The 26,025-nt window shown below is 73.3% G+C and carries 25 protein-coding genes; 12 read left to right on the top strand and 13 right to left on the bottom strand.

Annotated features, from left to right (window positions below):
- Window positions 1-84: 84 nt before the first annotated feature.
- The 3 genes from K1J57_RS10580 to K1J57_RS10570 all read right to left on the bottom strand — a co-directional run bounded on the left by K1J57_RS10580 (window position 85) and on the right by K1J57_RS10570 (window position 4,203).
- Window positions 85-1,617, bottom strand: coding sequence for a hypothetical protein (locus tag K1J57_RS10580; protein WP_220564262.1), 1,533 nt, complete (start codon window positions 1,615-1,617; stop codon window positions 85-87).
- Window positions 1,618-1,731: 114 nt separating this feature from the next.
- Entirely contained in the window at window positions 1,732-2,835 is a 1,104-nt protein-coding gene (locus K1J57_RS10575) for a winged helix DNA-binding domain-containing protein (protein WP_220564260.1), read from the bottom strand.
- A gap of 141 nt (window positions 2,836-2,976) precedes the next feature.
- Window positions 2,977-4,203, bottom strand: a complete 1,227-nt coding sequence (locus tag K1J57_RS10570; protein ID WP_255646952.1) for a Cmx/CmrA family chloramphenicol efflux MFS transporter — start codon at window positions 4,201-4,203, stop codon at window positions 2,977-2,979.
- A gap of 319 nt (window positions 4,204-4,522) precedes the next feature.
- Here K1J57_RS10570 and K1J57_RS10565 point away from each other — a divergent pair, with 319 nt between their 5' ends.
- Entirely contained in the window at window positions 4,523-5,350 is an 828-nt protein-coding gene (locus K1J57_RS10565) for an alpha/beta fold hydrolase (RefSeq protein WP_220564258.1), read from the top strand.
- A 60-nt stretch (window positions 5,351-5,410) separates the two neighbouring features.
- On the opposite strand, the gene K1J57_RS10560 is transcribed toward K1J57_RS10565, so the two are convergent.
- From K1J57_RS10560 to K1J57_RS10550, 3 genes are read right to left on the bottom strand one after another with little or no spacing between them, the layout of a single operon-like run.
- Complete coding sequence (locus tag K1J57_RS10560) at window positions 5,411-5,704, bottom strand: hypothetical protein (RefSeq protein ID WP_220564257.1); 294 nt, start codon at window positions 5,702-5,704, stop codon at window positions 5,411-5,413.
- Window positions 5,701-6,609: a hypothetical protein gene (locus K1J57_RS10555; protein ID WP_220564255.1), complete on the bottom strand. Its 909-nt coding sequence runs from the start codon at window positions 6,607-6,609 to the stop codon at window positions 5,701-5,703. Before K1J57_RS10555 ends, K1J57_RS10560 begins: the two co-directional genes overlap by 4 nt.
- An 8-nt stretch (window positions 6,610-6,617) precedes the next feature.
- Window positions 6,618-7,172 carry an ATP-binding protein gene (locus K1J57_RS10550; protein WP_220564253.1) on the bottom strand — a complete coding sequence of 185 codons (555 nt, stop codon included), beginning with the start codon at window positions 7,170-7,172 and terminating at the stop codon, window positions 6,618-6,620.
- Window positions 7,173-7,468: 296 nt separating this feature from the next.
- On the opposite strand from K1J57_RS10550, the gene K1J57_RS10545 reads away from it, so the two are divergent.
- From K1J57_RS10545 to K1J57_RS10535, 3 genes are read left to right on the top strand one after another with little or no spacing between them, the layout of a single operon-like run.
- On the top strand, window positions 7,469-8,317 hold the full coding sequence (locus tag K1J57_RS10545) for a helix-turn-helix transcriptional regulator (RefSeq protein ID WP_220564252.1): 849 nt from the start codon (window positions 7,469-7,471) through the stop codon (window positions 8,315-8,317).
- A gap of 1 nt (window position 8,318) precedes the next feature.
- Complete coding sequence (locus K1J57_RS33440; protein ID WP_255646951.1) at window positions 8,319-8,435, top strand: DUF397 domain-containing protein; 117 nt, start codon at window positions 8,319-8,321, stop codon at window positions 8,433-8,435.
- Window positions 8,396-8,629, top strand: coding sequence for a DUF397 domain-containing protein (locus tag K1J57_RS10535; protein WP_338151200.1), 234 nt, complete (start codon window positions 8,396-8,398; stop codon window positions 8,627-8,629). Before K1J57_RS33440 ends, K1J57_RS10535 begins: the two co-directional genes overlap by 40 nt.
- 403 nt (window positions 8,630-9,032) lie before the next feature.
- Here the strand turns inward: K1J57_RS10535 and K1J57_RS10530 are convergent, their stop codons facing one another.
- The 3 genes from K1J57_RS10530 to K1J57_RS10520 form a co-directional block, all read right to left on the bottom strand.
- Entirely contained in the window at window positions 9,033-9,530 is a 498-nt protein-coding gene (locus K1J57_RS10530) for a carboxymuconolactone decarboxylase family protein (protein WP_220564246.1), read from the bottom strand.
- Between the two features lie 76 nt (window positions 9,531-9,606).
- Entirely contained in the window at window positions 9,607-11,046 is a 1,440-nt protein-coding gene (locus tag K1J57_RS10525; protein ID WP_220564245.1) for an MFS transporter, read from the bottom strand.
- On the bottom strand, window positions 11,043-12,203 hold the full coding sequence (locus K1J57_RS10520) for a serine hydrolase domain-containing protein (RefSeq protein ID WP_220564244.1): 1,161 nt from the start codon (window positions 12,201-12,203) through the stop codon (window positions 11,043-11,045). The genes K1J57_RS10525 and K1J57_RS10520 overlap by 4 nt, the downstream gene beginning before the upstream one ends.
- Before the next feature lie 140 nt (window positions 12,204-12,343).
- Here K1J57_RS10520 and sigJ point away from each other — a divergent pair, with 140 nt between their 5' ends.
- The 3 genes from sigJ (at window position 12,344) to K1J57_RS10505 (ending at window position 14,785) form a co-directional block, all read left to right on the top strand.
- Window positions 12,344-13,225 (top strand): RNA polymerase sigma factor SigJ, encoded by an 882-nt coding sequence (gene sigJ / locus K1J57_RS10515; protein ID WP_220564243.1) that lies wholly within the window; start codon window positions 12,344-12,346, stop codon window positions 13,223-13,225.
- 97 nt (window positions 13,226-13,322) lie between these two features.
- The gene (locus tag K1J57_RS10510) at window positions 13,323-13,958 is read left to right on the top strand and encodes an AAA family ATPase (RefSeq protein WP_220564242.1); all 636 of its coding nucleotides are present in this window, start codon (window positions 13,323-13,325) and stop codon (window positions 13,956-13,958) included.
- 338 nt (window positions 13,959-14,296) lie between these two features.
- Window positions 14,297-14,785 (top strand): general stress protein, encoded by a 489-nt coding sequence (locus K1J57_RS10505; protein WP_220564241.1) that lies wholly within the window; start codon window positions 14,297-14,299, stop codon window positions 14,783-14,785.
- Window positions 14,786-15,001: 216 nt separating this feature from the next.
- Here K1J57_RS10505 and K1J57_RS10500 read toward each other — a convergent pair whose 3' ends face one another.
- From K1J57_RS10500 to K1J57_RS10485, 4 genes are all read right to left on the bottom strand, one after another.
- Entirely contained in the window at window positions 15,002-15,547 is a 546-nt protein-coding gene (locus tag K1J57_RS10500) for a hypothetical protein (RefSeq protein ID WP_220564240.1), read from the bottom strand.
- A complete protein-coding gene (locus K1J57_RS10495; RefSeq protein ID WP_220564239.1) occupies window positions 15,547-18,093 on the bottom strand; it encodes a hypothetical protein in 2,547 nt (848 codons plus the stop codon). Before K1J57_RS10495 ends, K1J57_RS10500 begins: the two co-directional genes overlap by 1 nt.
- A 43-nt stretch (window positions 18,094-18,136) precedes the next feature.
- Entirely contained in the window at window positions 18,137-18,478 is a 342-nt protein-coding gene (locus tag K1J57_RS10490) for a hypothetical protein (RefSeq protein WP_220564238.1), read from the bottom strand.
- Between the two features lie 381 nt (window positions 18,479-18,859).
- On the bottom strand, window positions 18,860-20,461 hold the full coding sequence (locus K1J57_RS10485) for an OmpA family protein (RefSeq protein WP_220564237.1): 1,602 nt from the start codon (window positions 20,459-20,461) through the stop codon (window positions 18,860-18,862).
- 145 nt (window positions 20,462-20,606) lie between these two features.
- Here K1J57_RS10485 and K1J57_RS10480 point away from each other — a divergent pair, with 145 nt between their 5' ends.
- The 5 genes from K1J57_RS10480 (at window position 20,607) to K1J57_RS10460 (ending at window position 26,015) form a co-directional block, all read left to right on the top strand.
- Window positions 20,607-22,202: a molybdopterin-dependent oxidoreductase gene (locus tag K1J57_RS10480; RefSeq protein WP_220564236.1), complete on the top strand. Its 1,596-nt coding sequence runs from the start codon at window positions 20,607-20,609 to the stop codon at window positions 22,200-22,202.
- A gap of 53 nt (window positions 22,203-22,255) precedes the next feature.
- Window positions 22,256-23,857, top strand: a complete 1,602-nt coding sequence (locus K1J57_RS10475) for a molybdopterin-dependent oxidoreductase (protein WP_220565448.1) — start codon at window positions 22,256-22,258, stop codon at window positions 23,855-23,857.
- A gap of 71 nt (window positions 23,858-23,928) precedes the next feature.
- The gene (locus K1J57_RS10470) at window positions 23,929-24,564 is read left to right on the top strand and encodes a fasciclin domain-containing protein (protein ID WP_220564235.1); all 636 of its coding nucleotides are present in this window, start codon (window positions 23,929-23,931) and stop codon (window positions 24,562-24,564) included.
- A gap of 102 nt (window positions 24,565-24,666) precedes the next feature.
- Complete coding sequence (locus K1J57_RS10465) at window positions 24,667-25,278, top strand: sigma-70 family RNA polymerase sigma factor (RefSeq protein WP_220564234.1); 612 nt, start codon at window positions 24,667-24,669, stop codon at window positions 25,276-25,278.
- Window positions 25,275-26,015, top strand: coding sequence for an anti-sigma factor domain-containing protein (locus K1J57_RS10460; protein WP_220564233.1), 741 nt, complete (start codon window positions 25,275-25,277; stop codon window positions 26,013-26,015). The genes K1J57_RS10465 and K1J57_RS10460 overlap by 4 nt, the downstream gene beginning before the upstream one ends.
- Window positions 26,016-26,025: the final 10 nt, after the last annotated feature.

Genomic DNA, 26,025 nt, shown 5'->3' with positions numbered 1-26,025 from the left:
GGCATGGGGGGTCTCCGGGTTCGGTGTTCGGGGGATACCGGGTGCGCTACGGCGTGCCCGGGTGCCGCCTTCGGCGGCGGGGTCTCACGGGCTCGGCGCGGGTCCGGGCGGGGGCGGCCACTTCCAGTGCGGGGCCCACGCCCAGCTGTCCGACACCCCGGGCGGCAGAGGCGGCATCAGGTGCGCGCCCGGCGGGCGGCCGTCGTCGGGCGGGATGTACCCCCGGGGCTCGGGTTCGGGTTCGACGGCCGACCACGGGTCGGGCGCGCGCTCGACGAGCGGCCACGCCTCGATCTGCGGCTCGACCCGGGGCTCGGGCCGCGGCGCGGGGTCGTCGGCCCACCCCACCGCCTCGCGCGGGTACGCCTCGGCCCACGGGCCGTCCGGCGACGCCTCCTGCGGGAGCCCGCCCGGCAGGTCGTCCGACAGGACGTCCGGCTCCAGGGCCGGGAACGTCGACGACAGCGGCCCCGCGTCGACCTCCTCGAAGTGCGCGGCCACGCCGAAGTGCCGGGGCGGCCGGTGCGCTCCGGTGTCCCCGTGTTCGATGGCGGGCGCCAGCGGGTGGCGCACCGATCCGGCCGGGTGCATCCGCGACCACCACCCGGTGGCCTCGTCCGGGTGCAGCTCCTCGACGATCGTCAGGCTGCCCGGGATGTGCGCGTGGCGCCGCCCCGCCCGCCACGAGTGGGCGAGCGTCTGCGGTTCCAGCACCAGCACACGCTCCCCGTCGACGAAGGGGATGTCCGCCGGGCACGCCTCGTTGCCGACCCAGGTCCCGTCACCGCCGACCAGGTCCCACTCGCCGCGCACCACGTCCGCCAGCGGGTCCGGGGCGCCGTCCAGGCAGGCGGCGGTCCACCGCGGGTCCGGCCGGGTGCCGGGCAGCCGCTGCCCCTCCTTGCCGATGAGCGCGTCGGCCAGCAGCGTGTGCAGCTGGAAGTTGTCGCCGATGCCGTCGAACCGGACGCGGAAGGCCCGCCAGGAGGCCCGGTCCAGCACCAGCGCGCTGTCCGCCTCGGCCATCTTCAGGAGTTCGCCGACCTCGGTGAACTCGGGCAGCCGGGTGGAGAGGGCGTGCACGATCTGGCTCAGGCCCTCCAGGGCCCCGGAGTCGGCGCGCACGGCCGCCCGCACCCGGGAGTCGCCGAGCATGGCCTTGGCGGCGAGCCCGTAGCGCAGGCAGGTCCACCAGCCGACGGTGGCCAGGGGCGCGTTCTCGCCCAGGACCTCCTCGACCCGCTGTTCCTCGGCCTCGCCCACCTCGCCGGGGTGCGGCGGGGGGCCGCCGCCGGTCTTGTCCCAGGCGTGCATGAACGCGGCCGCGGCCTGTCCGTAACTGCCGAGCTGGCGCAGCACCTCCAGCCCCACCTGCCCCGCGGGCGCACCGGCCTCCACCAGCGCGCCGGCCAGGACCGCGAGGTCGGCGGCGATGCCGGCCACGGGTTCGCAGTCCGACAGCACGGGGGCCAGCGCCTCCATGGCGACGGCCAGCTCCTCCTGCGGGACCTGGGAGGAGAGCCGGAAGACGTCGTGCACGGCCGCGGGAAACCCGGGAGCCTGTTCGGCGGCGGTGTCGAGCACGCGTTGGAACGCGGCACGGAACTCTTCAGTCACCCGAGAATCCTTCCATATCACCCCGTATTGTCCGTGGTCCGGAGGCATACGTCCACATCAGGGCACCCACGGGCGAAGCGGGCAGGCGATACGGTCCGGGGAACCGGTGCGGGATCAGGGTTCGACGAACCGGATCCCGTGTCCCCCGGGTTCCAGGAACGCCAGGGTGCGCTCGCCCTCGGCGGCGACCGCCTCGCGGTCCGCGGCGGTGATCGGCTCGAACAGGGAGACCTCCAGGTGGGGCTCGGCCCCCCGGGCGCGCACCACCTTCCAGGAGGCGCGGACGAACCCGTCCACCAGGACCGTCCCCGGGGGCATGCCGTTGCGGGAGACCAGGCGCGCCCGGTGCTCGTGCGGCAGCACGCGGCTGCGGTCGGCGTGGCCGCGCAGGACGTTGTCGAAGTCGTAGAGGAAGCGGACCGGGGCCTCGGTGTCCTCGTCGGGCCGGGGCGCGTCGGGGAGGTCGAACAGGACGGTGCCGTCCTCGGCCCGCAGTTCGACGAGGCGGTCCCGCAGGCCGTCGAAGACCGGCTTGAACCGGGTGAGCGAGGACCACGCCTGCATGTCCTTGACGCTCGCCGGGCCGAACGCCGCCAGGTAGCGCAGCACCAGGCCCTCCGGGTCGGGGTCGGCGTCCATGGCCAGCCCGGTCCAGGTGTCGGCGGGCGCGAACGCGGGCGCCCCGGTGGCGCCCCACACCCCGCGCGGGGGGATCTGCACGAGGGGGAGCCGGTCCTTGACCGCTTGGGCGAGGTGCTCGCCGCCCACCCGGGGCCACCGCTCGGAGAGGTGTCCGGCCAGGTCGTTCGGGGTCATGGGGCGGGCGAGCAGGAGGTCGTACCCGGCGCGGGCGACGGCGTCGAGGTCCATGCCGCGGGTGGCCTGGCCGTGGCGGCTGCCCGAGAACCCGCGGTCGATGGCGGGCTGCACGGTGGGGCGCAGGAAGCGGCAGTCCCGCGGGGTGACGAGGTGGAGGGTGCCGCGCATGAGGGTGACGCGGACCAGTTCGCCGTCGGTGAGCATGCGGCCGACCCGGTGGGGGTCCAGGCCCTCGATGCGGTTCTCCAGCCCCAGGTACCAGGTGTGGGTGGTCTGGGCCTGGAGGCCGACCAGGTGGGTGACCACGTCCGCCACGGGCAGGCCGGTGCGGGAGAGGAGGAGCTGCCGGTCGAGTGTGGCCCGGTTCAGCGCGCGTGTGCGCAGGACGGTCCCGGCCATGGACGGCTCCCTCGACGGACTCGGCGGCGGGCGTTCCCCGCACTGTACCGTCCGCCCCCGACATTTCCCGGGCCGTGCCGGGGCCGCCTCCCCGCCCGTGGCGGGCGGGGAGGCGGCCGCTCGCGTCGGCCGTCCGCGGACTCAGTCGCGGACGTCGTCGGGCGCCGGCGCACCCGCCGTCCGGGCGGCCGTCCGAGCGGCGGCCAGGGCCTGGACGCCGCCCGCGGCGAGGGCGGCGAGCACCAGGGCCACCGCCACCAGCACCGGGCCGTGCGCCCCGGCCGCGGCGTAGGCGATCCCGCCCAGCACGGGCCCGGCGACGGCGCCCAGGTTGAGGGCCGCCGTCGCGAACGAACCGCCCATGGTGGGCGCCTCCGCGGCGTTCGCCATGATACGGGCGATGAGGGTGCCGCCCACCGCGAACGACAGCGCGCCCGCGAGGGGGACCAGCGCCACCACGGCGGCGGCGTGCGCAGCGGTGGCGGCGAGGAGGCCCCAGCACGCCGGCAGCCCGCATCCGCCCCAGAGGAGCAGCGTCCGCCAGTGCCGGTCGGCGAAGGCCCCCGCCGCCCGCACCCCGGCGAACGCCCCGGCCCCGAAGAGCGCCAGCACCACCGGGACCGCGCCCGGCGACAGCCCCGCCGCGTCCGTCACCAGCGGGGCGAGGTAGGTGAACACGCAGAACGTCGCACCGTTGACGAGCACGGCGAGCAGCAGGACGACCTGGAGGCGGGCGCGGCCGAGGACCGCGAGCTCGGCGCCCGGGCCGGGGGCACCGGCGCCGGGCAGGTCATCCCGGTCCGCGTCCGGCCGGGTGCCGCCGGCCCGGTTCGGGGTGGCGACGGCCACCGCGACGAGCGCGGGCAGCGAGACCGCGGCCACCGCCCACAGCGTCGACCGCCAGCCGAACCCGGCCCCCAGGACCGCCCCCAGCGGGGCCCCCGCGACCAGCGCCAGCGTGGTGCCGCCGAGCACCACCGCCAGCCCGCGGGCCCGCAGGCCCGCGGGCACCACGGCGGCGACCACGGCCAGGGCGACCGCCAGGAACCCGGCGTTGGCCAGGGCCGCGACCACCCGGGTGGCGAGCAGGACGGAGAAGTCGTCGGTGAGGGCGCCCACGCCGTGGCCGGCGGCGAACAGGCCGAGGAAGCCGGTCAGGGTCCACCGCGGTGACCACCGGCGGCCCAGCGCGGCCATCACGGGCGCGCCGACCACCATGCCGACGGCGAAGGACGAGGTCAGCAGCCCCGCCTGCGGAATGGAAACGTCCAGGTCGGCGGAGACGGCGGGCAGCAGCCCGGCGAGCATGAACTCCGACGTGCCCTGCGCGAAGACCGCGAGGGCGAGCATGTACAGCAGGAATGGCACGGGTGTCTCCCGAGAGCGTCGTGTGAAGGGAAGGCGGGCACGCGGCACCGCCGGTGTTCACGAGCGCATGGGAGGCAGACCCCGCTGCGGGGGCCTGGGATCTCGGCCGACGGCTGAGGGCGTCGGCGGCGTCACGTGCCTACCGGCGGACCGGCGGCACGTGTCTGGACGCTTCGGGAGAGGACACGGAACAGAACCTATCCCCCGGCCCCGGGCCGGTGTCCACACGTTTTCCGGTCCACGCGCTCCGTGCCGGCCGCTCCGGAATCCACCCTGTGGACGACCCTCCTCCGGCCCCGATCTCCGGCACCCTGGAACCATGGACGTGAAAAAGATGTTCGAGTGGCGCGGGCACCGGATCGCCTGGGGGCTCCGGGGTGCGGGACCGCCCCTGGTCATGTGCCACGGCACACCGTGGTCCTCGCGGCTCTGGTCGCCGTTCGCCGACGCGCTGGCCCGCGACTTCACCGTGTACCTGTGGGACATGCCGGGTTACGGCGCCTCCTCCAAGGACCCGGGGAACCCGGTCGACCTGGGGGTGCAGGGCGAGGCGTTCGCGGCGCTCCTGGACCACTGGGGGCTGGAGCGCCCGCGCGTCATCGCCCACGACTACGGCGGCGCCGTCTCGCTGCGCGCGGCGCTGCTGCACGATGCCGCGTACCTGGCGCTGTGCCTGGTGGACGTGGTGGCGCTGCGACCGTGGGGGTCGCCGTTCTTCCGGCTGGTGCGGGAGAACGCGTCGGTGTTCGCCCGCCTGCCGGACGCGGTGCACGAGGGGGCCCTGCGCGCCTACATCGCCGGGGCGTCACACCGGGGGCTGCGGCCCGAGGACCTCGACGCGCTGGTCGGCCCGTGGCTGGGCGAGGAGGGCAAGGAGGCGTTCTACCGCCAGATCGCCCAGGCCGACGAGCGGTTCACGGAGGAGGTCGAACCGCACCTGGCGGAGCTGCCGTTCCCCGTGCACATCGTGTGGGGGACGGAGGACACCTGGATCCCGGTCGACCGCGCCCACCGGCTGCGGGAGGCGATCCCGGGCAGCACGCTGTCCCTCGTCCCGGAGGCCGGGCACCTGATCCAGCTGGACGCCCCGGTCGCCCTGGCCGACGAACTCCGCCGCTGGTCGGCCACCCGACCACCCGTGTCCTGAACCGGACCCCGCGTCCCGCCGGGGCCCGGGGCGGGACGCGGGGCCGGTGCCTGGCCGGGGTCAGCGATGGGCGGAGTGGAGGTGGTCGAGGACGGAACGGTGTGCGGGGCCCGTGTGCAGGCCGCGCAGGGTGTGCACCAGGCGAAGGATCGCCTCGGCGTCCTCCGCGGTGCCCTCCGCCAGGTCGTACACCATCTCCAGGGAGGCGATGACCTCCTCCAGGGTCGGCTGCGGGATCGGCCACTCCCAGCCGGTCGTCCGCGTCGCGGCCTCCCGGTGCGCGCCACGGGTCGTGTCCTTCCGGTCCTGGAGCATGAGCAGCGCCTCGTGCACGGTCGCGGGCTCGGTTCTCACGGTGCCGAACCCCCGCGCGCGTGTCCCCCGGCCCCGAGGGGTCCCCACACCTGCGGAGGCGGTCCCTCTCCAGGGATCACCACCGCGCGGGTCCCGGTGCGCGGGCCGCGCAACCGCGCGGTCACGGCGGCGCGGTCGTCGGCGCCGCCGAGCCGGGCGTGCCGGAGGCCCCTGGAGCCGGTGCGCACGGGAACGTCCCCGGTGCGGACGCCGCCGCGCGCGAACGCGCCCGGGTCCGTCCGCTCCGCCTCGGGCACGACGTGCGCGGGGAGGGACCCGGTGCCGTCGGGTGCGCCGAGGGCACGGGGAAGGCGCCCCGCGGCACGCGTGCCGACGGCGGTCCGGCCATCGATGGCGGTGGCGCCTGCCCGAGGCGGATGGACATCGGCCCCGGCCGCCCCCGCCGAAGCGGTACGGCCGTCGGCTCCGGTGTCCCCTGCCGGGGAGGGGCGGCCGGGGGAGGTCATCGGCGGCACCGGCTCCGTCGCGGGCGCCCACATCGCGTGCGCCTCCGCCACGGGTGCCTCCGCCGTGGGCGGGAGCGGGGCGGGGACCGGTGTGGGCACGGGGCGCTGTGTCGGCGTCTCAGCCTGCGGCGGGAGCGGTGCGGTCGAAGGGCGGCGGTGCGCGCCGGTGGTCCGGGCGCCGTCCCCGTCACGCCGGGGAGCCGGCGCCCACGCCCTCCCCGTGTCCGCGCCGAGAAGCCGTTCGGCTTCGCGCAGCCGTTCCACCAGTCCCTCCGCCGTGGGTGCGCTCTGCCAGCGGACCACGGCCGCCCCCTGGTAGAACGCCACGTACGCGCGCAGGGCCGGGGCCCACATCACCGTCCACATCCGGCCCGCCTCGGCGTTGAGCCGCCGGGCCGCCTCGTACTGTTCACCGTCGTCGGCGCGGTTCCAGGACATGGCCGGGCTCACCCGCGATCCAGCTCGAACCAGACCGTGGTCCGCCCGCCCTCGGACAGGGTCCCCCACCTGTCCGCCTGCATGGCGACGAGCCTCAGCCCGAACCCGCCCTCCCGGTCCAGGTCCTGTTCGCGCACGTGCGGGGTCCCGACACCGCCGCCGCGCGGCCCCTGGTCGGTCACCCTGACCTGCACCCGCCCCCGGAGCCGGTGCAGGGTCACCACGACCCGGCCCCCGGGGAGCCCGCTGCGCGTGTGCCGGACGGCGTTGGTGAACAGCTCGCTGACCAGGCCCTGAAGGACGTCGGTCTGCGCCTCGGGTAGCAGCGCGAGCGCGGAGAGCTGCCGCCGCAGCACCCCCGTCTGCTCGGCGACGCCCGGGACCGTGATGGAGTGCCCCAGTTCCCCGCTCTCGACGTCCACGAGGATCGCGACCCGGTCGCGCGGGTCGGCGGTCCGGCGCTGGAGCGGAATCCTGCCCGGCGGCGCGGTACAGGGCGGTCGCGGCACCACCTCTTCGATGTCGTCGCTGGAGGCCGTGTTCCGCTCTCGACGGGGTTCCATGCGGGTCACCGATCCCATTCTGCGCTCATCCGCCTTCCGCACCGTTGTCCGACGACGCCGAGAACCACCCAGAAGAACCGAGAAGGGTACAAAGACCCTTTCGGTCACCGTGCGCCTTCGTGACAACACCTTGGGCCAGCGGTTCGGGGAAAGGCCAGCGAATCAACCACAGGGACAACATTTCGGTGAATCGGTTGCGGGCGGTTGAGAGGGCGTTGCATCGTGGTTATCCCCGGTTTCCCCCTCCTTTGAGCAGGTGACGAATGTCGGATCGCCGCAAGCCCGAATGGGCCAGGGTGGGCAAGGAACTCAAGGCCCTCCGCCGCAAGGCCAAGCTGACCCAGGCGGAGCTGGCGCCCTACGCCAGCGTGGTCGCCGCTCACGTATCCGCCTGGGAGAACGGCAAGCGGGGCATGAGCGAGGACCAGGTGACCCTCCTCGACCAGGCCCTCCAGGCCAACGGCCAACTGGTCCGCGCGTGGGAGAGGAGCCAGGAGACCGAAACCATCCCACCCTGGTACAAAAAGGTCCCGAAGCTGGAGCAGAAATCAACCGAGCTCCGCGAGTACCAGTCTCAGATCTTTCCCGGACTGATCCAGACGCCCGAGTACGCCCGCACCACGATTCGCGACTCCCTGCCGTGGGCCAGCACCTCAGTAGTGGAAGAGATGGTGCTGGCGAGGAAAAAGAGGCAAGAGATACTTATGAGGGACCACCCTCCGCTAGTGTCTATCGTGGTAGAGGCGTTCGTCCTAGACCTCATCATGGGGGACGAACGTACTCAAATCACCCAGTTGGACTGGGTCCTCCAGCTTGCCGAGGAAGGCAGGATCCGCTTCCAGGTCACACCCCCGCGGTCCCACTATCACCCCGGGACCGCAGGCCCGTTCCGGATCTACACCTTTCCCGACAATCCGCCGCTGGCCTCCGCCGAGTACGCGAGCGGTGAGGTGCTCATCGACGATCAAGAGACCGTGCAGAAGTGCATGACCATCTTTGGGCTCCTGCAAGCCGAGGCACTGTCCATGGGCGCCAGCGTCGAATTCGTCAGGAAGGTCAGGGAAAGCATTGAAGAGCAGGCACGAGTCCGGTCGGCCGCTGTGGCACAAGAGCAGCTACAGCTCGGGGCAGGGCAGCTGCGTTGAGGTGGCGGAGGGACAGAGCGTCCTCGTCCGGGACACCCAGAACCGTCCTCTCGGACACCTCGACTACTCCGCCGAAGCGTGGGCATCCTTCCTCCAGGGCGTGAAGCTCCACGCCTGAGCCCGAGCGAGAGGATCGCCGTGGAGAAGTGGCACAAGAGCAGCCACAGCAGTGGAGAAGGCAGTTGCGTCGAGGTCGCCGAGGGGCCTCTCGTCCTTGTCCGTGACACCCAGAACCGCCCCCTGGGCCACCTCGACTACAACCCCGATGCCTGGACCGCGTTCCTCCACGGCGTGAAGAATCGGGCCTCCTAGGCTTCGACCCCGCTCAACGGCCGACCGGTACCCACCGGTCGGCCGATTTCTCTTGCTTGTCCCCCGAAAACCGCATCCCGGGCATGAGCCGACCGATACCCACCGACCTCGGACGCTTCGCGCCGCATCGACGCCCCGGCCACGCGTTCCGCCCCGGCCACGGACCGGTACCGGAAATTCGTCCACAGCCTGTGGATATCTTCCGACCCACCAGGAGACCCCGCCCCCAGCCCGCCACCGCCGACCGAAGCCGGTCGCCGCGGGGACGGGCGGCCTCCCCATGCCCGCCCCGCGCCCGCCCCCGCCCAACGCGAAGCCCCCGTGCTCCGGTCGGAGCACGGGGGCTTTCCTCGGTCGGCGTCACCCCGGGACGGGCTTCGCCGACCTCATGGGGTCCGGGCCGCTACGCCCTCCACTGCTCCGCCGGGGACACCCCGGGCAGGGGCTTGCCGATGAGGGCCAGCGGCAGGAAGAAGCAGACCTGGCCGATCGCCATGATCAGCGTGGCGAGCGCCTTGTCGTCGTAGTGCTGCGAAGCCCTGGCGTACAGCTCGTCGGGGACGCGCTCGCCCGACGCGTTCGGGGTCAGGACGGATTCGACCAGCTCCAGCGCGACCCGTTCGGCGTCGGAGAAGTAGGGCGCGTCCCGCCAGGAGGCCACGGCGGTGATCTGCTCCTCGGTCGCCTCCGCCCGGCGGAGGTTGCCGGTGTGCAGGCTCGTCAGGTAGGTGCTGCCGGCGATCTGCCCGGCGCGCAGCTGGACCAGGCCGATGGTGGTCCGCGGAACCGTGCCGTTCCCGGTCGCCTTGAACAGGGCGCCGGCGATGTCCTTGAGCTCGGGGACGAGCGCGACGGGGTCGGGGAGGCGCGACTGGCGGTTCTGCTGCTCGGTGGCGGTCATGGTGGTGTTTCCTTCCGTTCGGTGTTCTGCCTCTATGACGGATCGTGCGGATCGAAGGTGACCGGTGGAGGCGTCCTCATCCGGCGGTTCTTTCGAGGGGTTCGGTGTCCCGCTCCGCGGAGCGTGGTCGCAGCAGCAGGACGGCGGTGAGGAGGGCGACCGCGTAGAAGGCGCCCGCGCCGAGCATGCCGACGGTGTATCCGCTGGTGAGCGCCTCGTCCAGGCCCGTCCCCGGCGGCTGGGCCGCAGTGGTGGCGACGGCGACGCCGGCCAGCACGGCCAAACCCAGGGCGCCGCCGATCTGCTGACTGGTGTTGACGAGGCCGGAGGCGATGCCCGAGTCCTGTGATGCGATGCCCCTGACGCCGCCGATGGTGGCGGCGACGAACCCGGTCCCCAGGCCGATTCCCCCCACCAGCTGCGCGGGCAACAGCACCAGCAGCGGGTTCTGGTCGGGTGCCAGGAGGCCAAACCACGCCATCGCCGTGGCGGCCGTCGCCGTGCCGACCACCAGCACGGTCCGGGTGGAGGCGCGGGCCTGCAATGCAGGTCCGACGACCCCGGAGCCGATACCGACACCGATCGCGAACGGCAGGTAGGCCAGGCCGGTGGTCATGGGCGAGAACTGCTGGACCGTCTGCATGTACAGGGTGAGGAAGTAGAAGGTGGCCAGCTGTCCCGCGCCCATGAGCAGCATGACCAGGTTGGCGCCGAGTCTGCCGCGGTCGGCCGCTACACCCGGCGGCAGGATCGGGTTGCGCGCGCCGCGCTGGATGAACGGGAACACCGAGAACAGCGCGACGGCGCACGCGCCGAAGACCAGGGCGGTCCCGTCGCCCACCCCATGGGATCCGGCGCGGTTGATCGCGTAGACCAGCGAGCCGAGGGCCAGGGTCGCGGTGACGGCGCCGGGCAGGTCCAGGCCGCCGGGGCGGCGGGTTCCGGGCACCAGGACGACGGTGCCGACCAGGACCAGCAGGGCTATGGGGATGTTGACGAACATGATCCACCGCCACCCCAGGTACTCGGTGAGCGCGCCTCCCAGGAGCAGGCCGACGACGGAGCCGAGGCCGCCCATGGCTCCGTACACGCCGAGTGCCCTGTTGCGCCGGGGCCCGGCGGGGAAGGTCTCGGCGAGCAGGGACAGCGCCGCCGGGGCGACGATGGCCGCGCCGACGCCCTGCAGCACGCGTGCGGTGATCAGCACGGCACCGCTACCGGCCGCACCGCCCAGCAGGGAGGCGAGCAGGAAGACGACCAGACCGACACGGAACAGCCTGCGTCGGCCCCACAGGTCGCCGGCGCGGCCCCCGACCAGCAGCAGGCCGCCGAAGGCCAGGGCATAGGAGGTGAGGACCCGGTCCAGCTCGCCCTCGGGGATCCGGAGGTCGGCCCCGATGACGGGCAGGCCGACGGTCACGATGGTGCCGTCCATCACCATCAGCAGCTGCGCGGCCGCCATCACGAGCAGTGCGAGGCCGTTTCTGTCCGGACGGGCGGGGGTGTGGTCGCTCATGCGCGTTCTCCCCGGGAGGCGACGGCGGCGTGCACCGCGGCGGCGAGTCGGTCGTGTTCGGGATAGGACCAGCCGAAGCCGAAACGGTGCCGGGTATAGCCGAAGGCGATGCCGCCGACCGGATCGGCGAAGGCCTCCGAGCCGGCCGAGCCGTCATGGCCGAAGGCGTTCGCGCTCAGGAACGGGTACCGCAGCCCCTTGGCCTGGAAGCCGAGCGCGTAGTTCCCCTGATCGCCGCGGACCAGGTCCGCGCCGACGGAGTGCAGCTGGGCGAACTCGCCGACGGTGTCCGGCTCCAGCAGCGGGGGCCGCCCGTCGATGCCCCAGACGGCCGCCGCGTACAGGCCGGCCAGGCCGCGCGCACTGCCCACTCCCCCGGCCGAGGCCGGGCCGTTCGCGCGGACGCCACGCGTGTTGGCGAAGCCCACCTGGTCCAGCGGGGGCGTGCCGTCGAGCCCGTAGCCGATGCCGACGAGGCTCCGGGGGCCCGGGACGCCCGCCCAGAAGGCGGCCTCCCGCTCCGGGTCGGCCTCCCACCACAGGATCGGCCGGAACCGCTCCTCCTCGGACTCGGGCAGCCCCAGGTAGAGGTCCAGTCCGTACGGTTCCCGGATGCGCTCCTCGTAGATCCGTTGCAGCGACCGGCCGGTCACCCGCCGGATCACCTCGCCCACCATGGCGAACGAGACGAAGCCCCCGTAGCCGTAGGCCGCCCCGGGACGCCAGTACGGCCGCTGCCCGGCCAGGCGGCGCGCGATCACCGCGTCGTCGGCCAGCTCGGCCGCCGACAGGCCGCCGTCGACGCCGATGACGCCGGAGCGGTGGGACAGGACGTCCCGCAGCGTGACCGTGTCCTTGCCGGCGGCGGCGAACTCCGGCCAGTGCCGGGCCACCGGCTCGTCCAGGCCGAGGACGCCCTCCTGCACCAGCAGTGCCACCACCAGCGTCGCGGCACCCTTGGTCGAGGAGTAGACACCGGTCATCGTGTCGCCGTCCACCCCGTCCCCGGCCCACAGGTCCACCACCCGCCGGCCGTGCGCGTAGGCGGTGAGCTGCGAGCCCGCCAGGCCGTCCTGCTCGGCCACGACCTCTGCGAACACCTCCTCCACCGGTTCGAAGCCGTCCTCCACCGTTCCGTGGACCCGGATCCTGTTCATCCTCGGCAACCCTTCCCTCGTGTCGGTCGCCGCCTTGACGGGCCGAACGGGGCGAAGGTGACCGACCCGTCGGTGGTCACCTTTCGCGGGTCCCGCGCGTCATCAGTACTGAATCCGCTGAAGAAGAGAGGCCCCCCGGCATGACATCCCATGACTTCCTGGCCGAACGGTTCGAGGGCCACCGCCCCCACCTGAGGGCGGTCGCCTACCGCATGCTCGGCTCACTGGCCGAGGCCGAGGACGCGGTCCAGGAGGCATGGCTGCGCCTGGCGCGCTCGGACTCCGACGACATCGACAACCTCGGCGGCTGGCTGACCACCGTGGTCGGCCGGGTCTGCCTGGACGTGCTGCGCGCCCGCAAGGCGCGGCGCGAGGAGTCACTGGAGGAGCGCCTGCCGGATCCGGTGGTCGGCCGGGAGGAGCGCACCGATCCGGAGCAGCAGGTGCTGCTGGCCGACTCGGTGGGGCTGGCGCTGCTGGTGGTGCTGGAGTCGCTCTCCCCGGCCGAACGCCTGGCCTTCGTGCTGCACGACATGTTCGGCCTGCCGTTCGAGCAGATCGGGCCCATCGTCGACCGCACCCCCGCCACGGCCAAGAAACTCGCCAGCCGGGCCCGTCAGCGGGTCCGCGGCGCGGCCCCGAGCCCGGACCCGGACCCGGTCGAGCAGCGGAAGGTGGTGGACGCCTTCCTGGCCGCCGCGCGCGGCGGCGACTTCGAGGCACTGGTGTCCGTCCTGGACCCCGACGTGGTGCTGCGCGCCGACGGCGGCGCGCTCACGAACGGCCTGAAGGTCGTCCGCGGCGTCGAGGCCGTGGCCGGGCGGCTCTCCACCTTCCAGCGCATGGCCACCGGCACCGACACCCGTCCGGCGCTCGTCAACGGCCTGGCCGGCCTGGTCAACACCGTCGACGGCCGACCGTTCTCCGTCATGAGCTTCACCGTCTCCGGGGGCAGGATCGCCGCGATCGACATCCTGTCCGACCCCGACCGGCTGGCCCGGCTCGACCTGGCCGACCACTGAAGCGCCCCGGGGGCGCCGTTCCCGTGCCGCGGCGCCCCCGGCCCCTTCTCCGCCCTCTCGCCCCGTCCGCGGGTCCCGCGCGGCTAGGGTCGGAGGCATGAGCGGCATCCGGGTGATCCTCATCGGCGGCACGTCCCACACCGGCAAGTCCACCACCGCGCGGGCGCTCGCGGAGCGGCTCGGCTTCTCCCACGCCACCACCGACCACCTGGCCCGGCACCCGGGCCGCCCCTGGCGGACGCCCGACCGGGAGGTGCCGCCGCACGTCGCCGAGCACTACGGCACCCTGCCCCTGGACGAGCTGATCGACTCCGTTCTCGCCCACTACGAGCGCCAGTGGCCGCGCGTCGAGGAGATCGTCGCCGAGCACGCCGCCGGCGAGGGCCCCGGCCTGGTGCTGGAGGGGTCGGCGCTGTGGCCGACCCGCGTGGCGGGCCTGACCGCCCCGCGCACGGGCGCCGTGTGGCTCACCGCCCCGGACGCCCTCCTGCGCGAGCGCATGTACACGGGCTCCGGCCACGCCGCCGCCTCCGCACCGGAGCGGCACCTCATCGACGTGTTCCTGGCCCGCACCCTGCGCTTCCAGGAGCTCGTGCGAGCCGAGGTCGAGCGGCTCCACCTCGCCGAACTGCCCGTCGACGGCTCCCGCACCGCCGGGGAGACCGCCGACGCCGTGCTCTCCGCCGTCTCCGCCCAGGAGTCCGTGGGCCGCCCGCGCACACCGCGCCCCTGATCCGGCCGCACGCCCCGCACCTTCTTTAGAGTTGAGTTAGAGAAGCTCAACTTAGGGAACACCCACCGACGCAAGGCCGTTGATCCAGGTACAGACCTCGCAGGCCGCCGCGCACGCAGGGAGGAGGCACAGGCCATGGCACCGCCCGCCGCCCGTTCTTCCCCGGCCCCGGACCGTCGCGCCGCCACGCGGCGCTGACCGCCCCGGGTGTCCCGCTGCACCGGGACTCCCGGCCCCCCGACCCGGGGTCCGCCCGTCCTGCGGGCCCCGGGCCACCCGACCGCCGGACCCCTGCGGGGGCGGTCCGGCGACCATGGAACCCGCACCCGGAGGTGCACATGTTCTCCCCTGACCCTCGGACCCTGCCCACCCCGCCCACGGGGTGGTCGATCGGGTCCTACACCGCCTACACCGAGGCGCAGCGCGCCGTCGACCACCTGGCCGCCAACGGCTTCCCGGTCGAGGACCTCACCATCGTCGGCACCGGGCCCCGCGTGGTGGAGCGGGTCACCGGCCGGCTGACCTGGGGCCGGGTGCTGGGTTCGGCGGCCCTGTCGGGCGTGTGGTTCGGTCTGCTCATCGGTGTCGTGCTGGGGATGTTCACCCCGGGCGGCCTCCTCGGGTCGATCCTCGCGGGGCTGCTCGCGGGCGTGGGCGCCAGCACCGCGTTCGCGGCGATGGGCTACGCCTCCCTGGGCGGGAAGCGGACGTTCGCGTCGCGGACGGAGATCGTCGCCGAGCAGTACGAGGTGCTGTCCGAGCCACGCAGCGCCGAACGCGGCCGCGACCTGCTCGCCCGCCTCGCCCTCACCTCGCCCACCTACTGACCGGCGCGGCGGCCCCGGCGCCCCACGGCGCCGGGGCCGCCCCGTTCACGGGCGCCCGTCCCCGCAGTCGACGTAGTCGGCGACGCTCGCCTCGTACTCCCCGGTCGTGTCGAAGACGCCCTCGAACTCCTCCGTGTAGGCGTCCACGAACGCCTCACCGCCCACCGGGTCCCGATACCGCGGCACCGAGGGCCGCGCGCAGGAACGCGGGTCCGGTCAACCGCCGTCCCCGCAGCCGACGTACTCGGCGATGTCCGCCTCGTACTCCTCGTGCGTGTCGAAGGAGTCGCCTCCGGAGCCGGGGTAGGAGTCGACGAAGGTGTCGCCGGACACCTCGGGGCCGCACCAGGTGACCGTGTTCTCCCTCAGGAAGTCGGCCAGGGCCTGGTCCACCTCCTGGAGCAGGGGGCCGTCCCCGCTCAGCCCTTCGCCGAGGGAGGAGGACCACAGGTCCGGGTCGGTCTCCACCCTCGCCCCCTCACCGTCCTCCACCAGGACGCCGGCCTCCGCCAGCACCTCCCGCGGCCTGTCGCCGGCGTGCGGCGTGACCGGATCCGGGTCCTGCTCGACGAACATGCGCTCCAACGTGAAGGCCCGCACGGTCCGCTGCACCCATTCCGCGTGCGGTCCGCGCGAGGCCTCCGCCTCCGCCGACGGCCCGGGCTCCTCCCGCTCCGGTGCGCACGCGCCGGTGAGCAGCAGTACGAGCGCGGCCGCCACCGCGCGGCGCCCGGGCGCGCGCCGCCATGCCCCGTGTGTCATCACTCGTCGTCCTCGGTCTCCCGGCGCCCTATCTCCTGCACCAGCTCATAACGGGTGTTGTAGGGGGTCGCGAACTCGTTGTACATGGTGTTGCCGTTCGCGGGCTCCCTGTTCAGCGGGTCGATCTGCGTGCTGTTCAGGGCCGCGTGCAGCGCGTTGGCGGCCTCGTCCGCCCCGCCTCCCGGCTCGTTCGTCACATCCCACTTGCCGCGGTCGGTCTCGACCCGGATGGATCCGTCCTGCGTGTAGGTGACGATTCCGTACTCTTCCAGCTCCCGGATCCGCTCCTCGCCCGGCCCCTGGACCACCGCTTCGTTGCCCGAGGTCAGGATGTGGGCCAGGAACTCCACCTGCTGGTTCACCCGGCGCGCCTCCTCGCTCTCGTTCCCGTGGCTGGGAACGTTCGGGGTGATCTCCACGTTGGAGGCCGCCAGGTGCTCGACGATGGGGTCCGACCCCAGCTCCAGCCCCTTGTTGATCAGGGCCCCCACGACCGGGATCTTCTCCGCGAGCCCCCCGGCCTCGTCGAAGGCGAACCCGTACAGCTCCTCCCGGCGCTGCTGCGCGGACGCGTCGTCCCCGACCCTGTCATCGAGTTCCATGGAGATGCCCAGCTCGATGAGGGAGTGGAGGGTGGCCGGGCCGCGGGCGGCGAGCTCGGTGTCCCCGGTCGCGATGTAGAACTCGGTCGCCGCGTACTCGTAGGCGGCGGTGGAGGTGATCACGCGCGCGGCGGAGTCCTCGTCCCCCATGAGGTACTGCATGTAGGCGGACCGCTCCTGGATGCCGATGTTGAAGGCCCCGGTGTCCGGGTTGTACTCGCCCACGCCGGTGATCAGCTCGTCGTTGTTCGCGCCGTCCTCGATGGCGCTCTCGGCGAAGCTCACGATGTAGGAATCGAAGACCCCCGCGAACGCGTCCGCGAGTTCGGGGTTGAACTCGGTGAACGAGGCGTCCTCGCTGTCCCCCACGTCGATGCCGGTGTCGGTGAGCGCCTCCTGCATCTCGGCCGTGGTGACCGTCTCGATGAACCCCGCGGCGGCCGTCCCCGCGCGGTCGCGGACCTCGGCGTCCTCGCTCAGAGCGTCCTCGGCGATCCAGTCGATGAGCCCGCGCGCGGTCGCGCCGTCGTCGTGCCAGTCGTAGGTGAGCAGGCCCTCGACCGCGTTGGTCCGCTCGTGCGGGGCGAAATCCGGCAGGCCCGGAATGGTCTCCCGGCCGTCCGGGTACTCGCCGGTGAGCACGTAGTGGTTGGCGTCCTCGTTGCGGGTGCCGACCTCCACCAGCGGGGCCAGGTCCTCCGACACCACCCAGCCGTTCTCGCCCTCCACGCCCCAGTAGTGCATGTACGCGCCCGCGCCCAGGGTGAGGTTGGTGGAGAACGCGTCGCCGCCCTGGAGCTCGTCGTCGGTGTACCGGAGCAGCTGCGACAGGGCCCGCGCGTCGTCCTGGTAGGTGGCCAGAAGGTACGGCGGCTCGTCGGCGCCCGTCTCGTAGAGGAAGGGCCCCTCGGTCGCCCGGCGGACGCTCTCCGGCAGCAGGTCGTACCCGCCGCCCAGGTCCTCGTCGGAGAGCGTGAGCAGCCCGTCGCCGAGCACCCCCAGGGCGTGCTCGCGCTCCTCGCCGCTCATGTGGCCGCCGTCCATCAGCTCCGGGACGGCCAGGACGCCCATGTAGTGCCCGCCGGTCTCCAGCTCCAGGTTGGTGTAGAAGGCCTCCAGGAAGTCGATCTCCTCGGAGCGGAACCCGCCTCCAGTGTTCTGCGCCTGTTTGGCGTTGGTGCCGATCATCGCCATCATGAGCATCAGCTCGTGGTAGCGGTCGTCCAGCGGCCTGTCCCCGGACCAGTAGGCGGCCAGCTCGGTGGACCACTCCTGAGCGTTCTCCTCGGTCAGCTCCCGGCCGTCCACCAGCATCGTGTACCGGTTCGGGTCCAGGTTGTAGAACGCCCAGTTGGCGTACCCGCCGTCGATGAGCTTCTGCACGTTGACCTTGGTGGCGCCCTCCTCCAGCATGTCGCCGATCTCCTCGGCGTGCTCCTGGTAGGCGGTCCACAGGGTGTCGAACCGGCCGCTGACGCTCGTGCGCTTCTCGACCAGTTCCTCGTACAGGTCCCGGCAGGTGTTCTCGTCGCTCCAGAACCCCCGGCGCTCGGGGAACGTCGAGGTGATGCGGCTGGCGGAGTACTCGCCCGGCACCCGCCCCTCGCAGTCGGCGACGGCGGTGTTCCACTCCTCCAGCAGCTCCTCGCGGCCCTCGCGGAACTCCTCCACGTGGTCGGCCCACATGTCGCTGACCATCGCCGCGTAGGTCAGCGCCACCGCGGCGCCCGTCCACAGCTGCCGGTCCTCGGCGGACAGGGTGCTGATGTCCCAGGCCAGGATGCTCGTGAACTGCCCGGCCGCGCCGTCCAGGGCCGCCTGGAGGTCTCCCGCGTCGCCCAGGACGCGTCCGTTGAGGTCCTCGAAGTCGGCGGTCCGGGCGCGGATCAGGGCGGGTATCGCGTCGGTGGTGCGCAGGGTGAGGGAGAGGTCGAAAGAAGCCACGGGGGTTCCTCAAAGGGGGTTCGGGGGAGAAGGGGAAGGGGTGTCAGTAGAAGTTGACGTTGCCCAGGCCGGGCGGCACGTGGTGGGCGGCGCCGGACAGCTCCTGGGAGCTCTCCAGGTCGTTGAGGGCGATCTCGCTCGCCCCGGCCTGGATGTTGTCGGCCAGCTGGAGCCCGTGGCCCTGCACGTCCACGAACCCCTGGAGGTGGCGCTCGCGGAAGGACCGCCACCCGGCCTCGACGTCCTCCTCGCCCGCCACCCGGATCGCGTCGTCGACCGTTAGGTCGAACGCGTCGGCCAGGCCGGCCATCGCCGTGGCCAGCGCCTCGGCGTCCTCACCGCCCTGCCGCGCCTCGTTCGGATTCGCACCCGTTCCACCGCTCATCGCGGGACACCACCTTCGTCACACGGAGACCGCCATTACCTGTAGATCGCGAGGAAAAAGTAACAGTTGAGGTTTTCACGCATGGTTACGGCTTCGTGATCACCGGGCGTCCCGTGTCCCCGTTCCCCGCGCCCTGAGCGATGGCCCGGACACGGGAACGGGGGCCGCCGGCACGATGCCGACGACCCCCGTGGTGCCGCCTAGAGCCTGTTCTTCGAACTCTCTCCTGTGCCGCCGGGGGTTCGCGAGGCGCCCGGCGGGGTTCTGGAGGCCCGGAGGAGACATCCTCGAGGACGGCCTGAGGCCGCAGGCCGTCCGTTGAGGACCTTCCGCCGCTCGACGGGCGGGCCGCAGCGCAGCGGAGGTTCAAAAGAACACTCCCTAGTACTCGACCGGGACCTCCTCGAACTCCCCGAACGGCCCGGCGCGCAGGGTCAGCTCCTCCACGCTCGTGGCCGGGGCCGGGAACACCGCCACCAGGTTGTAGGTGTTGCCCGGCTGGAGGACGTGCACCTCCTCCGCGAAGCTGCTGTAGCGGCCCTCGCCGAAGTCCATCTGCGCCACGTACCGCACCAGGCCGCTCTCCGGCTCGAACAGCTGGAAGCCGCCCAGGGTGCCCTTGCTGAACTGCTCCGGGCCGCCGGCCACCACGTCGGAGCCGCCCATCTCCGGGATCAGCGGCGCGTCGGTGGTGTTGGTGAGGGCGACCGTGCCGATCACGTAGGCGCCGTCGCGCCGCAGCGGGTAGACCTCCAGGCGGATGCCGTCCTGCTCCCTCTCGGCCACCACCGAACCCGGGTCGTCGTCGTAGGGGGCGGGCCAGGTGACGTTGCGCTGGGCGGTGTTCAGGCCGTCGTCGTCGTACTCCTCTTCCTCCGTCGCCTCGGTGGTGTCGTTGAAGATGTACGAGAACTCCACCCGCCGGTTGCGGGCGCGGGCCTGCTCGTCGTCCGGGCCGCCCTCGCGGGCGATGGGCTCCTTCTTGCCGCGGCCCTCCACCTCCAGGGTGAAGCCCGGGCCGATCTCCTCCGCGAGCAGGTCGCGGACGCTCTCGGCGCGCTGCACCGAGAGGCGGTCGTTGTAGGCGTCGTCGCCGATGCCGTCGGTGTGGCCGATGATCGTGATGGTCGGCTCGTCGGGGTCGACGTTGGCGGCCAGGGAGGTGGCCGCCCGGCGGACGACCTCCTCCGCCTCCTCGGTCAGGTCGGAGCGGTCGAACTCGAACATGACGTCGGAGTGCAGCGAGATGATCTCGCGGTCGCCGTCGCGGGTGGTGGAGGCGATCTCGGAGTCGACGAAGCTCTGCACCCAGCCCTCGTCGGCGACGGCGTCCCCGTCGGGGCGCCGGTTGGCGAAGGTGAGGTTCTCGCCGCTCGGCGGCGGGTCGTCGAGGGAGAGGTGGTCGGGGCCGTTGGGGCTCTCCGGGTCGGGGCGCTCCTCCTCGACGTCCTGGATGGGGATGCCGGTCATGGCGCCCAGGCCGCTGCCGACGAAGGTGACCTGCCGAACCTCGTCGGGGATGCGCGGGAAGTAGCGGACGTACTCGTTGGTGACCCCGTCGTGGACGGGGTAGAGGCCGTCCTGGTTGGGGCTCTCGGAGCCGTACTTGAGGCCGTTCTCGTCGAGGAACTGCCGGTAGACGCGCCCGGTGAGGGGGTCGACGAGGGTGTGGGCCATGCTGAGGTTCCGGTTGGGGCCGGAGAAGTCGTCGAGATAGGTGATCTCGTAGTACATGACGGTGTACTCGTCGGTGCGCTCCAGCCCCGTGACGGAGAAGCGCATCTCGGTGTCCTGCCCGGTGTCCTGGAAGATGCGGCCCTCCCGGACGTAGGGGAACTCCTCCCGGACCTCGGGCGGCCCGGACGCGTCCCCGAACGTCTCGGACCACCAGTCCGATATATCCGCGGTGACCGTGCAGCCGCTGAGCAGAAGGCTGCCCGAGACCATGAGCGCGGCCGCGGCGAGGGGCGTCTTCCGCACCATGTGGGGGAACTCCGATCGTTGGGGAGACGACGTACGGGAAACATCCTCCAGCACTCCGGGAGTCGAACCGACCGAGGTGCCCCACAACGGGCGGAAAGTCCGCCGGGCCTGGCGCCGGAGCGGGGGATGGGCGATTCTTGCTGATATGTCAGCACCTGCCCCGCCCCGTTTCGCGGGGCCGCTCATCGGCCTGGCGACGGCGGCCACCGCGCTGGGAGCCGCACAGCCCGCCGCCGCACTGCTGGGGGTGTCGCCGCCGGTGACGGTGGTGGCCGACGCGGTGGTGGACCACAGCCCCTTCGGGCTGGTGGCGTGGGCGATCTCGGTGTTCGGCGCGGCCGACAAGGCGGTGCTGGTCACGGGGGTCCTGCTGGTGCTGGTCGCGGTGGCCTGCGCCGCGGGCGGACTCGCCCTGCGCCGACCGGCCGCGGGATACGCGGTCCTGGGCGCGGTCGCACTGGCGGGTCTGGCCGCCGCCTGGCTGCGCCGCACCGACGACCCGTGGGCCGCGGTCCCCGTCCTGGTGGCCGCGCTGGCCGGCGCCCTGGCCCTGGCCCTCCTGCGCCGCACCCTGCCCGCCGCGTCCCCGGCCGTCCCCGCGCCCGCCGAAGCCGCGCCCGTGGACGCGGAGCCCGGGAACGCCGGGCCCGGCACCGGTTCGGACACCGCTCCGGGCGGCCCGGGGAGGCGCACGGTGGTGGCGTCCGCGGGGGTGATCGCCGCGGGAGCGGTGGCGGGCGGGGCCGGACTGTGGCTGCCGTCCCTGTCGGGCCGGACCGGCGGCCCCGGGGCGCTGCGGCTGCCGGCGGCCGCCGAACCGCTCCCGGCGCTCGCGCCCGGCACGGACCTCGGGATCCCCGGCCTGTCCCCCTTCTTCACGCCCAACGACGACTTCTACCGGATCGACACCGCCCTGACCGTCCCCCGCCTGGACGCATCCCGGTGGCGGCTGCGGGTGCACGGGATGGTCGACCGCCCCTTCGAGATCACCATGGCCGAACTCCTCGACCTCCCCCTGGTCGAGGCCGACATCACCCTGACCTGCGTCTCCAACCAGGTGGGCGGCGACCTCGTCGGCAACGCCCGCTGGCTCGGGCACCCCCTGGCCGACCTGCTGCGCCGCGCCGGCGTCCACTCCGACGCCGACCAGATCCTGGCCACCTCCCACGACGGCTGGACCTGCGGAACCCCCACCGAGGTCGTCATGGACGGCCGCGACGCCCTTCTCGCCGTGGGCATGAACGGCGCTCCCCTCCCCCACGAACACGGCTTCCCCGCGCGCACCGTCGTCCCCGGCCTGTACGGCTACGTCAGCGCTACCAAATGGGTCACCGACCTGAAGCTCACCCGCTTCTCCGACGAACAGGCCTACTGGGCCGACCGCGGCTGGGCGGAGCGCGGACCGGTCAAGACCATGTCGCGGATCGACGTCCCCGGCGACTTCACCCGGGTCCCCGCCGGGGACGTGGCCGTCGCCGGGGTGGCCTGGGCCCAGCACACCGGCATCGACGCGGTGGAGGTCCGGCTGGACCGGGGCGAGTGGTCCACCGCCGAACTCGCCAGGGTCCCCGGCATCGACACCTGGGTCCAGTGGGTCACCGAGGTCTCCGTCGAGCCCGGCATGCACGCGCTGGAGGTCCGTGCCACCGACGCCACCGGGTTCACCCAGTCCCACGTCGAGGTGGAGACCATCCCCGACGGCGCCGAGGGCCACCACTACCTGAGGTTCACCGCCGAGTAGCCCCCGGAAAAAAAATCCGGTCCGGGACCCATCCGCCCCCCGTCCGGCTCCGAATACCCCATGTGACCACGAGAACGCAGGACACCGGGGACAGGATTCGCAGGAGAGGGCGGCTCCTCCCCGGCGCGTGCGTGGGCGCGGTGACCGTGGCGGCCTGCGCGGCCGCCGGAGAACTGGCCGCCGCGCTCCTGGGAACCCCTTCTCCCGTGGTCGCCGTCGGTGACGCCGTCGTCGACAACACCCCCCGGGCCCTGACCGAGTGGGCGATCGCGCTGTTCGGGACCGCCGACAAGGTCGTGCTGCTCTCGGGCATCGTCGTCACCCTCCTGGGAGCGGGAGTCGTGCTCGGGGTGGTCGCGCTGCGGCGGCCGTCCCTGGGTTACGCGGGCCTGGCGGTGTTCGGCGCTGCGGGCGTCACGGCGGTGTTCGTCGGCCGCGGCGGCGATGTGAGGACCGTGATCCCCGTCCTCGCCGCCGTGGCCGTCGGCGCCCTGTGCCTGGCGGTACTGCTGCGCGCTGCCCGGCGCACGCGACCGGCCGGACGGGACCCCGGTGACGGGGGCGCGCCCGCGGGCCCGGTCGAGCACCGGCCGGGACGCCGCGCGTTCGTGCTGACCTCCCTGGGGATCGCCGCCGGGGCGGGGGCCGCCGGAGCCCTGTCCCGCCTGGTGCCGGGATGGCTCGGCGGCGCCGGAGGGCCGGAGTCCGTGGTCCTGCCCGCCGCGGCGCGACCGCTCCCGCCCCTGCCCGCGGCGACCGAGCTGGGCGTTCCGGGGCTGACCCCGTTCGTCACCCCCGACCGCGACTTCTACCGGATCGACACGGCGCTGACCGTTCCCCGGCCGGACGCCTCCCGGTGGCGGCTGCGGGTGCACGGGATGGTCGACCGTCCCTTCGAGATCACCATGGACGAGCTCCTGGACCTGCCCCTGGTCGAGGCGGACATCACCTTGACCTGCGTCTCCAACCAGGTGGGCGGCGACCTGGCCGGCAACGCCCGCTGGCTGGGGTACCCCCTGGCCGACCTGCTGCGCCGCGCGGGGGTGCACGCCGGTGCCGACCAGATCCTGGCCACCTCCCACGACGGCTGGACCTGCGGAACCCCCACCGAGGTCGTCATGGACGGCCGCGACGCGCTGCTCGCGGTGGGCATGAACGGCACCCCGCTCCCCCACGAACACGGCTTCCCCGTCCGCACGGTCGTCCCGGGCCTGTACGGGTTCGTGAGCGCCACCAAGTGGGTCACCGACCTGAAGCTCACCCGTTTCTCCGACGAACGGGCCTACTGGGCGCAGCGCGGCTGGGCCGTCAGGGCCCCGATCCGCACCATGTCGCGGATCGACGTGCCCGCGCCGCTGGCCCGGGTCCCGTCCGGGGAGGTCGTCCTGGCCGGGGTGGCCTGGGCCCAGCACCGGGGCGTGGACGCCGTCGAGGTGCGCATCGACGGCGGGCCCTGGGCCGACGCCGAACTCGCCGGGGTCCCCGGCATCGACACCTGGGTCCAGTGGGTCGCCGAGGTCTCCGTCGGACCCGGCCGCCACGACGTGGAGGTCCGCGCCACCGACGCCACCGGCACCGTGCAGACCTCCGAACGCGCCGAACCCATACCGAGCGGGGCCACCGGATGGCACCGGATCGCGTTCACCGCGACCTGAGGCCCGGCGCACCGCACGATTTCCCACCGATCCCACGGTTCTCGAGAAAAGAAGAGTCAAAGGAGATAGAGATGATCCGCAAGAGCATGCTCGCCGGTGCCGCCGCCGTTCTGGCCCTGGGTCTGACCGCGTGCAGCGGTATGGGCGAGGAGGCCCCCGCCGAGGGCGCCGCCACCGAGGAGAGCACCGAACAGGGCACGGACAACGGCGGCGGGGAGATGACCGAGACCGCGGGCGAGAACTTCGGACCCGGCTGCGAGGCCGTCCCGGCCGACGGCGCGGGCAGCTTCGAGGGCATGGCCCAGGACCCGGTGGCCACCGCGGCCTCCAACAACCCGGTGCTGTCCACGCTGGTCACGGCGGTCACCGAGGCCGACCTGGTGGACACGCTGAACTCGGCGGAGGACATCACCGTGTTCGCGCCCACCAACGACGCCTTCGAGAAGATCCCGCAGGAGGACCTGGACGCGCTGCTCGCCGACCAGGAGCAGCTCACCGAGGTGCTCACCTACCACGTGGTCGAGGGCCGCCACGCGCCCGCCGACCTGGAGGACGGGACGTTCACCTCGCTCCAGGGCGGGGACGTCACCACGGAGGGCGCCGGCGAGGACTTCACCGTCAACGGGGACTCCAAGGTGGTCTGCGGCAACGTCCAGACCGCCAACGCCACCGTGTACATCGTCGACACCGTGCTGATGCCGGAGTAGTCGGCACGACTCCCGGACGGCCCGCGAGCGTAGGCCGGGTCGTCCGGGCGCTTCAGGGCCGCGCCGGACGGCGCGGCCCGCCATCGCGGCAGGGAGGACCGGATGGATCACGACGCGGCGCACCCGCAGGGCCCCCGGGCCGTGGAACCGGAAGCGGTGCCCGGGCCCGAACACACCCTCGCCGACCTCCTGGGGCGGGTGGCGCGCGGCGACGAGGCCGCGTTCGGGGAGGTGTACGACCGGGTCGCCCCGTCGGTGTACGGACTGGTGCGGCGGGTGCTGCGCGACCCGGCCCAGTCCGAGGAGGTGGCCCAGGAGGTCATGGTGGAGGTGTGGCGCACCGCCTGCCGCTACGACCCCCGGCGCGGGACCCCGCGGGCGTGGCTGATGACCCTCGCCCACCGGCGCGCGGTGGACCGGGTGCGCTCGGAGCAGGTCGGCGCGGCCCGGGAGGCGCGGGCGGCCGCCGCCGAGGCGGACCGCCCCTACGACGAGGTCGCCGAGGAGGTCACCGACCGCCTGGAGCGCGAACGCGTGCGGCGCTGCCTGGACACGCTCACCGAACTCCAGAGGCAGTCGGTACGGCTGGCCTACTACGGCGGCTACACCTACCGTGAAGTGGCGAGGCTCCTGTCCACTCCGCTGGGCACGATCAAGACGCGGATGCGCGACGGCCTGATCCGGTTGCGCGACTGCCTGGGGGTGGAGTGGTGAACCGGAGACTGCGGCAGGACCCGCACACCCTGTCGGGGGCCTACGCCCTGAACGCCCTGCCCCCGGAGGAAACGGTCCGGTTCGAGGACCACCTGGCCCGGTGCGACTCGTGTGTGCAGGAGGTGCGCGGGTTCACCGAGACGGCCGCACTGCTGGGCGAGGCGGCGCGGACCCGGCCCCCGGAGGGGCTGCGCGCCCGGGTGATGGCGGAAGTGGCCCGCACCCGCCAGCTGGCCCCGCCGCCCGACCGGCTGGCCGAGCCCGTCCGCCGGTGGTGGACACGCGGGTCGACATGGGTGGTGGCCGCCTGCCTGGCCGTGGCGGTCGCGCTGGGCGCGGTGGCCTGGGAGCAGGCGCAGCGCATCCGGGACCTCCAGGAGAACGAGCGGCTGGTGGCCGCGGTGCTGTCGGACCCGGGCGCGGAGTACACCACCGCCGAGCCCATGGAGGGCGTCTTCGTCGCGGCGGTGTACTCCGAGGCGCACGGCAGCCTGGTGTTCAGCGGCCACGGCCTGGAGCCGCTGGAGGACGAGGACTACCAGCTGTGGTTCACGCGGGCCGACGGCTCCGTGTACTCGGCCGGGGTGCTGCCGGTGGACGAGCAGGGCGTGGTCGCCCCGGTCCCGGCCGCCCCCCGGGGCGCCGGCACCGAGGGGGTCGCGGTGACCGTCGAACCGCTCGGCGGTTCCGAGCAGCCCACCTCCGAGCCCATCATGGCGATGCCCATCCGGGGCTGAGGGGCCCGGC

Source organism: Nocardiopsis sp. MT53 (genome assembly GCF_019598965.1).
Taxonomy (GTDB): Bacteria; Actinomycetota; Actinomycetes; order Streptosporangiales; family Streptosporangiaceae; genus Nocardiopsis; species Nocardiopsis changdeensis.
Note: the sequence above shows the minus strand (reverse complement) of the source record. Positions and strands in the feature narration are given on the sequence as shown.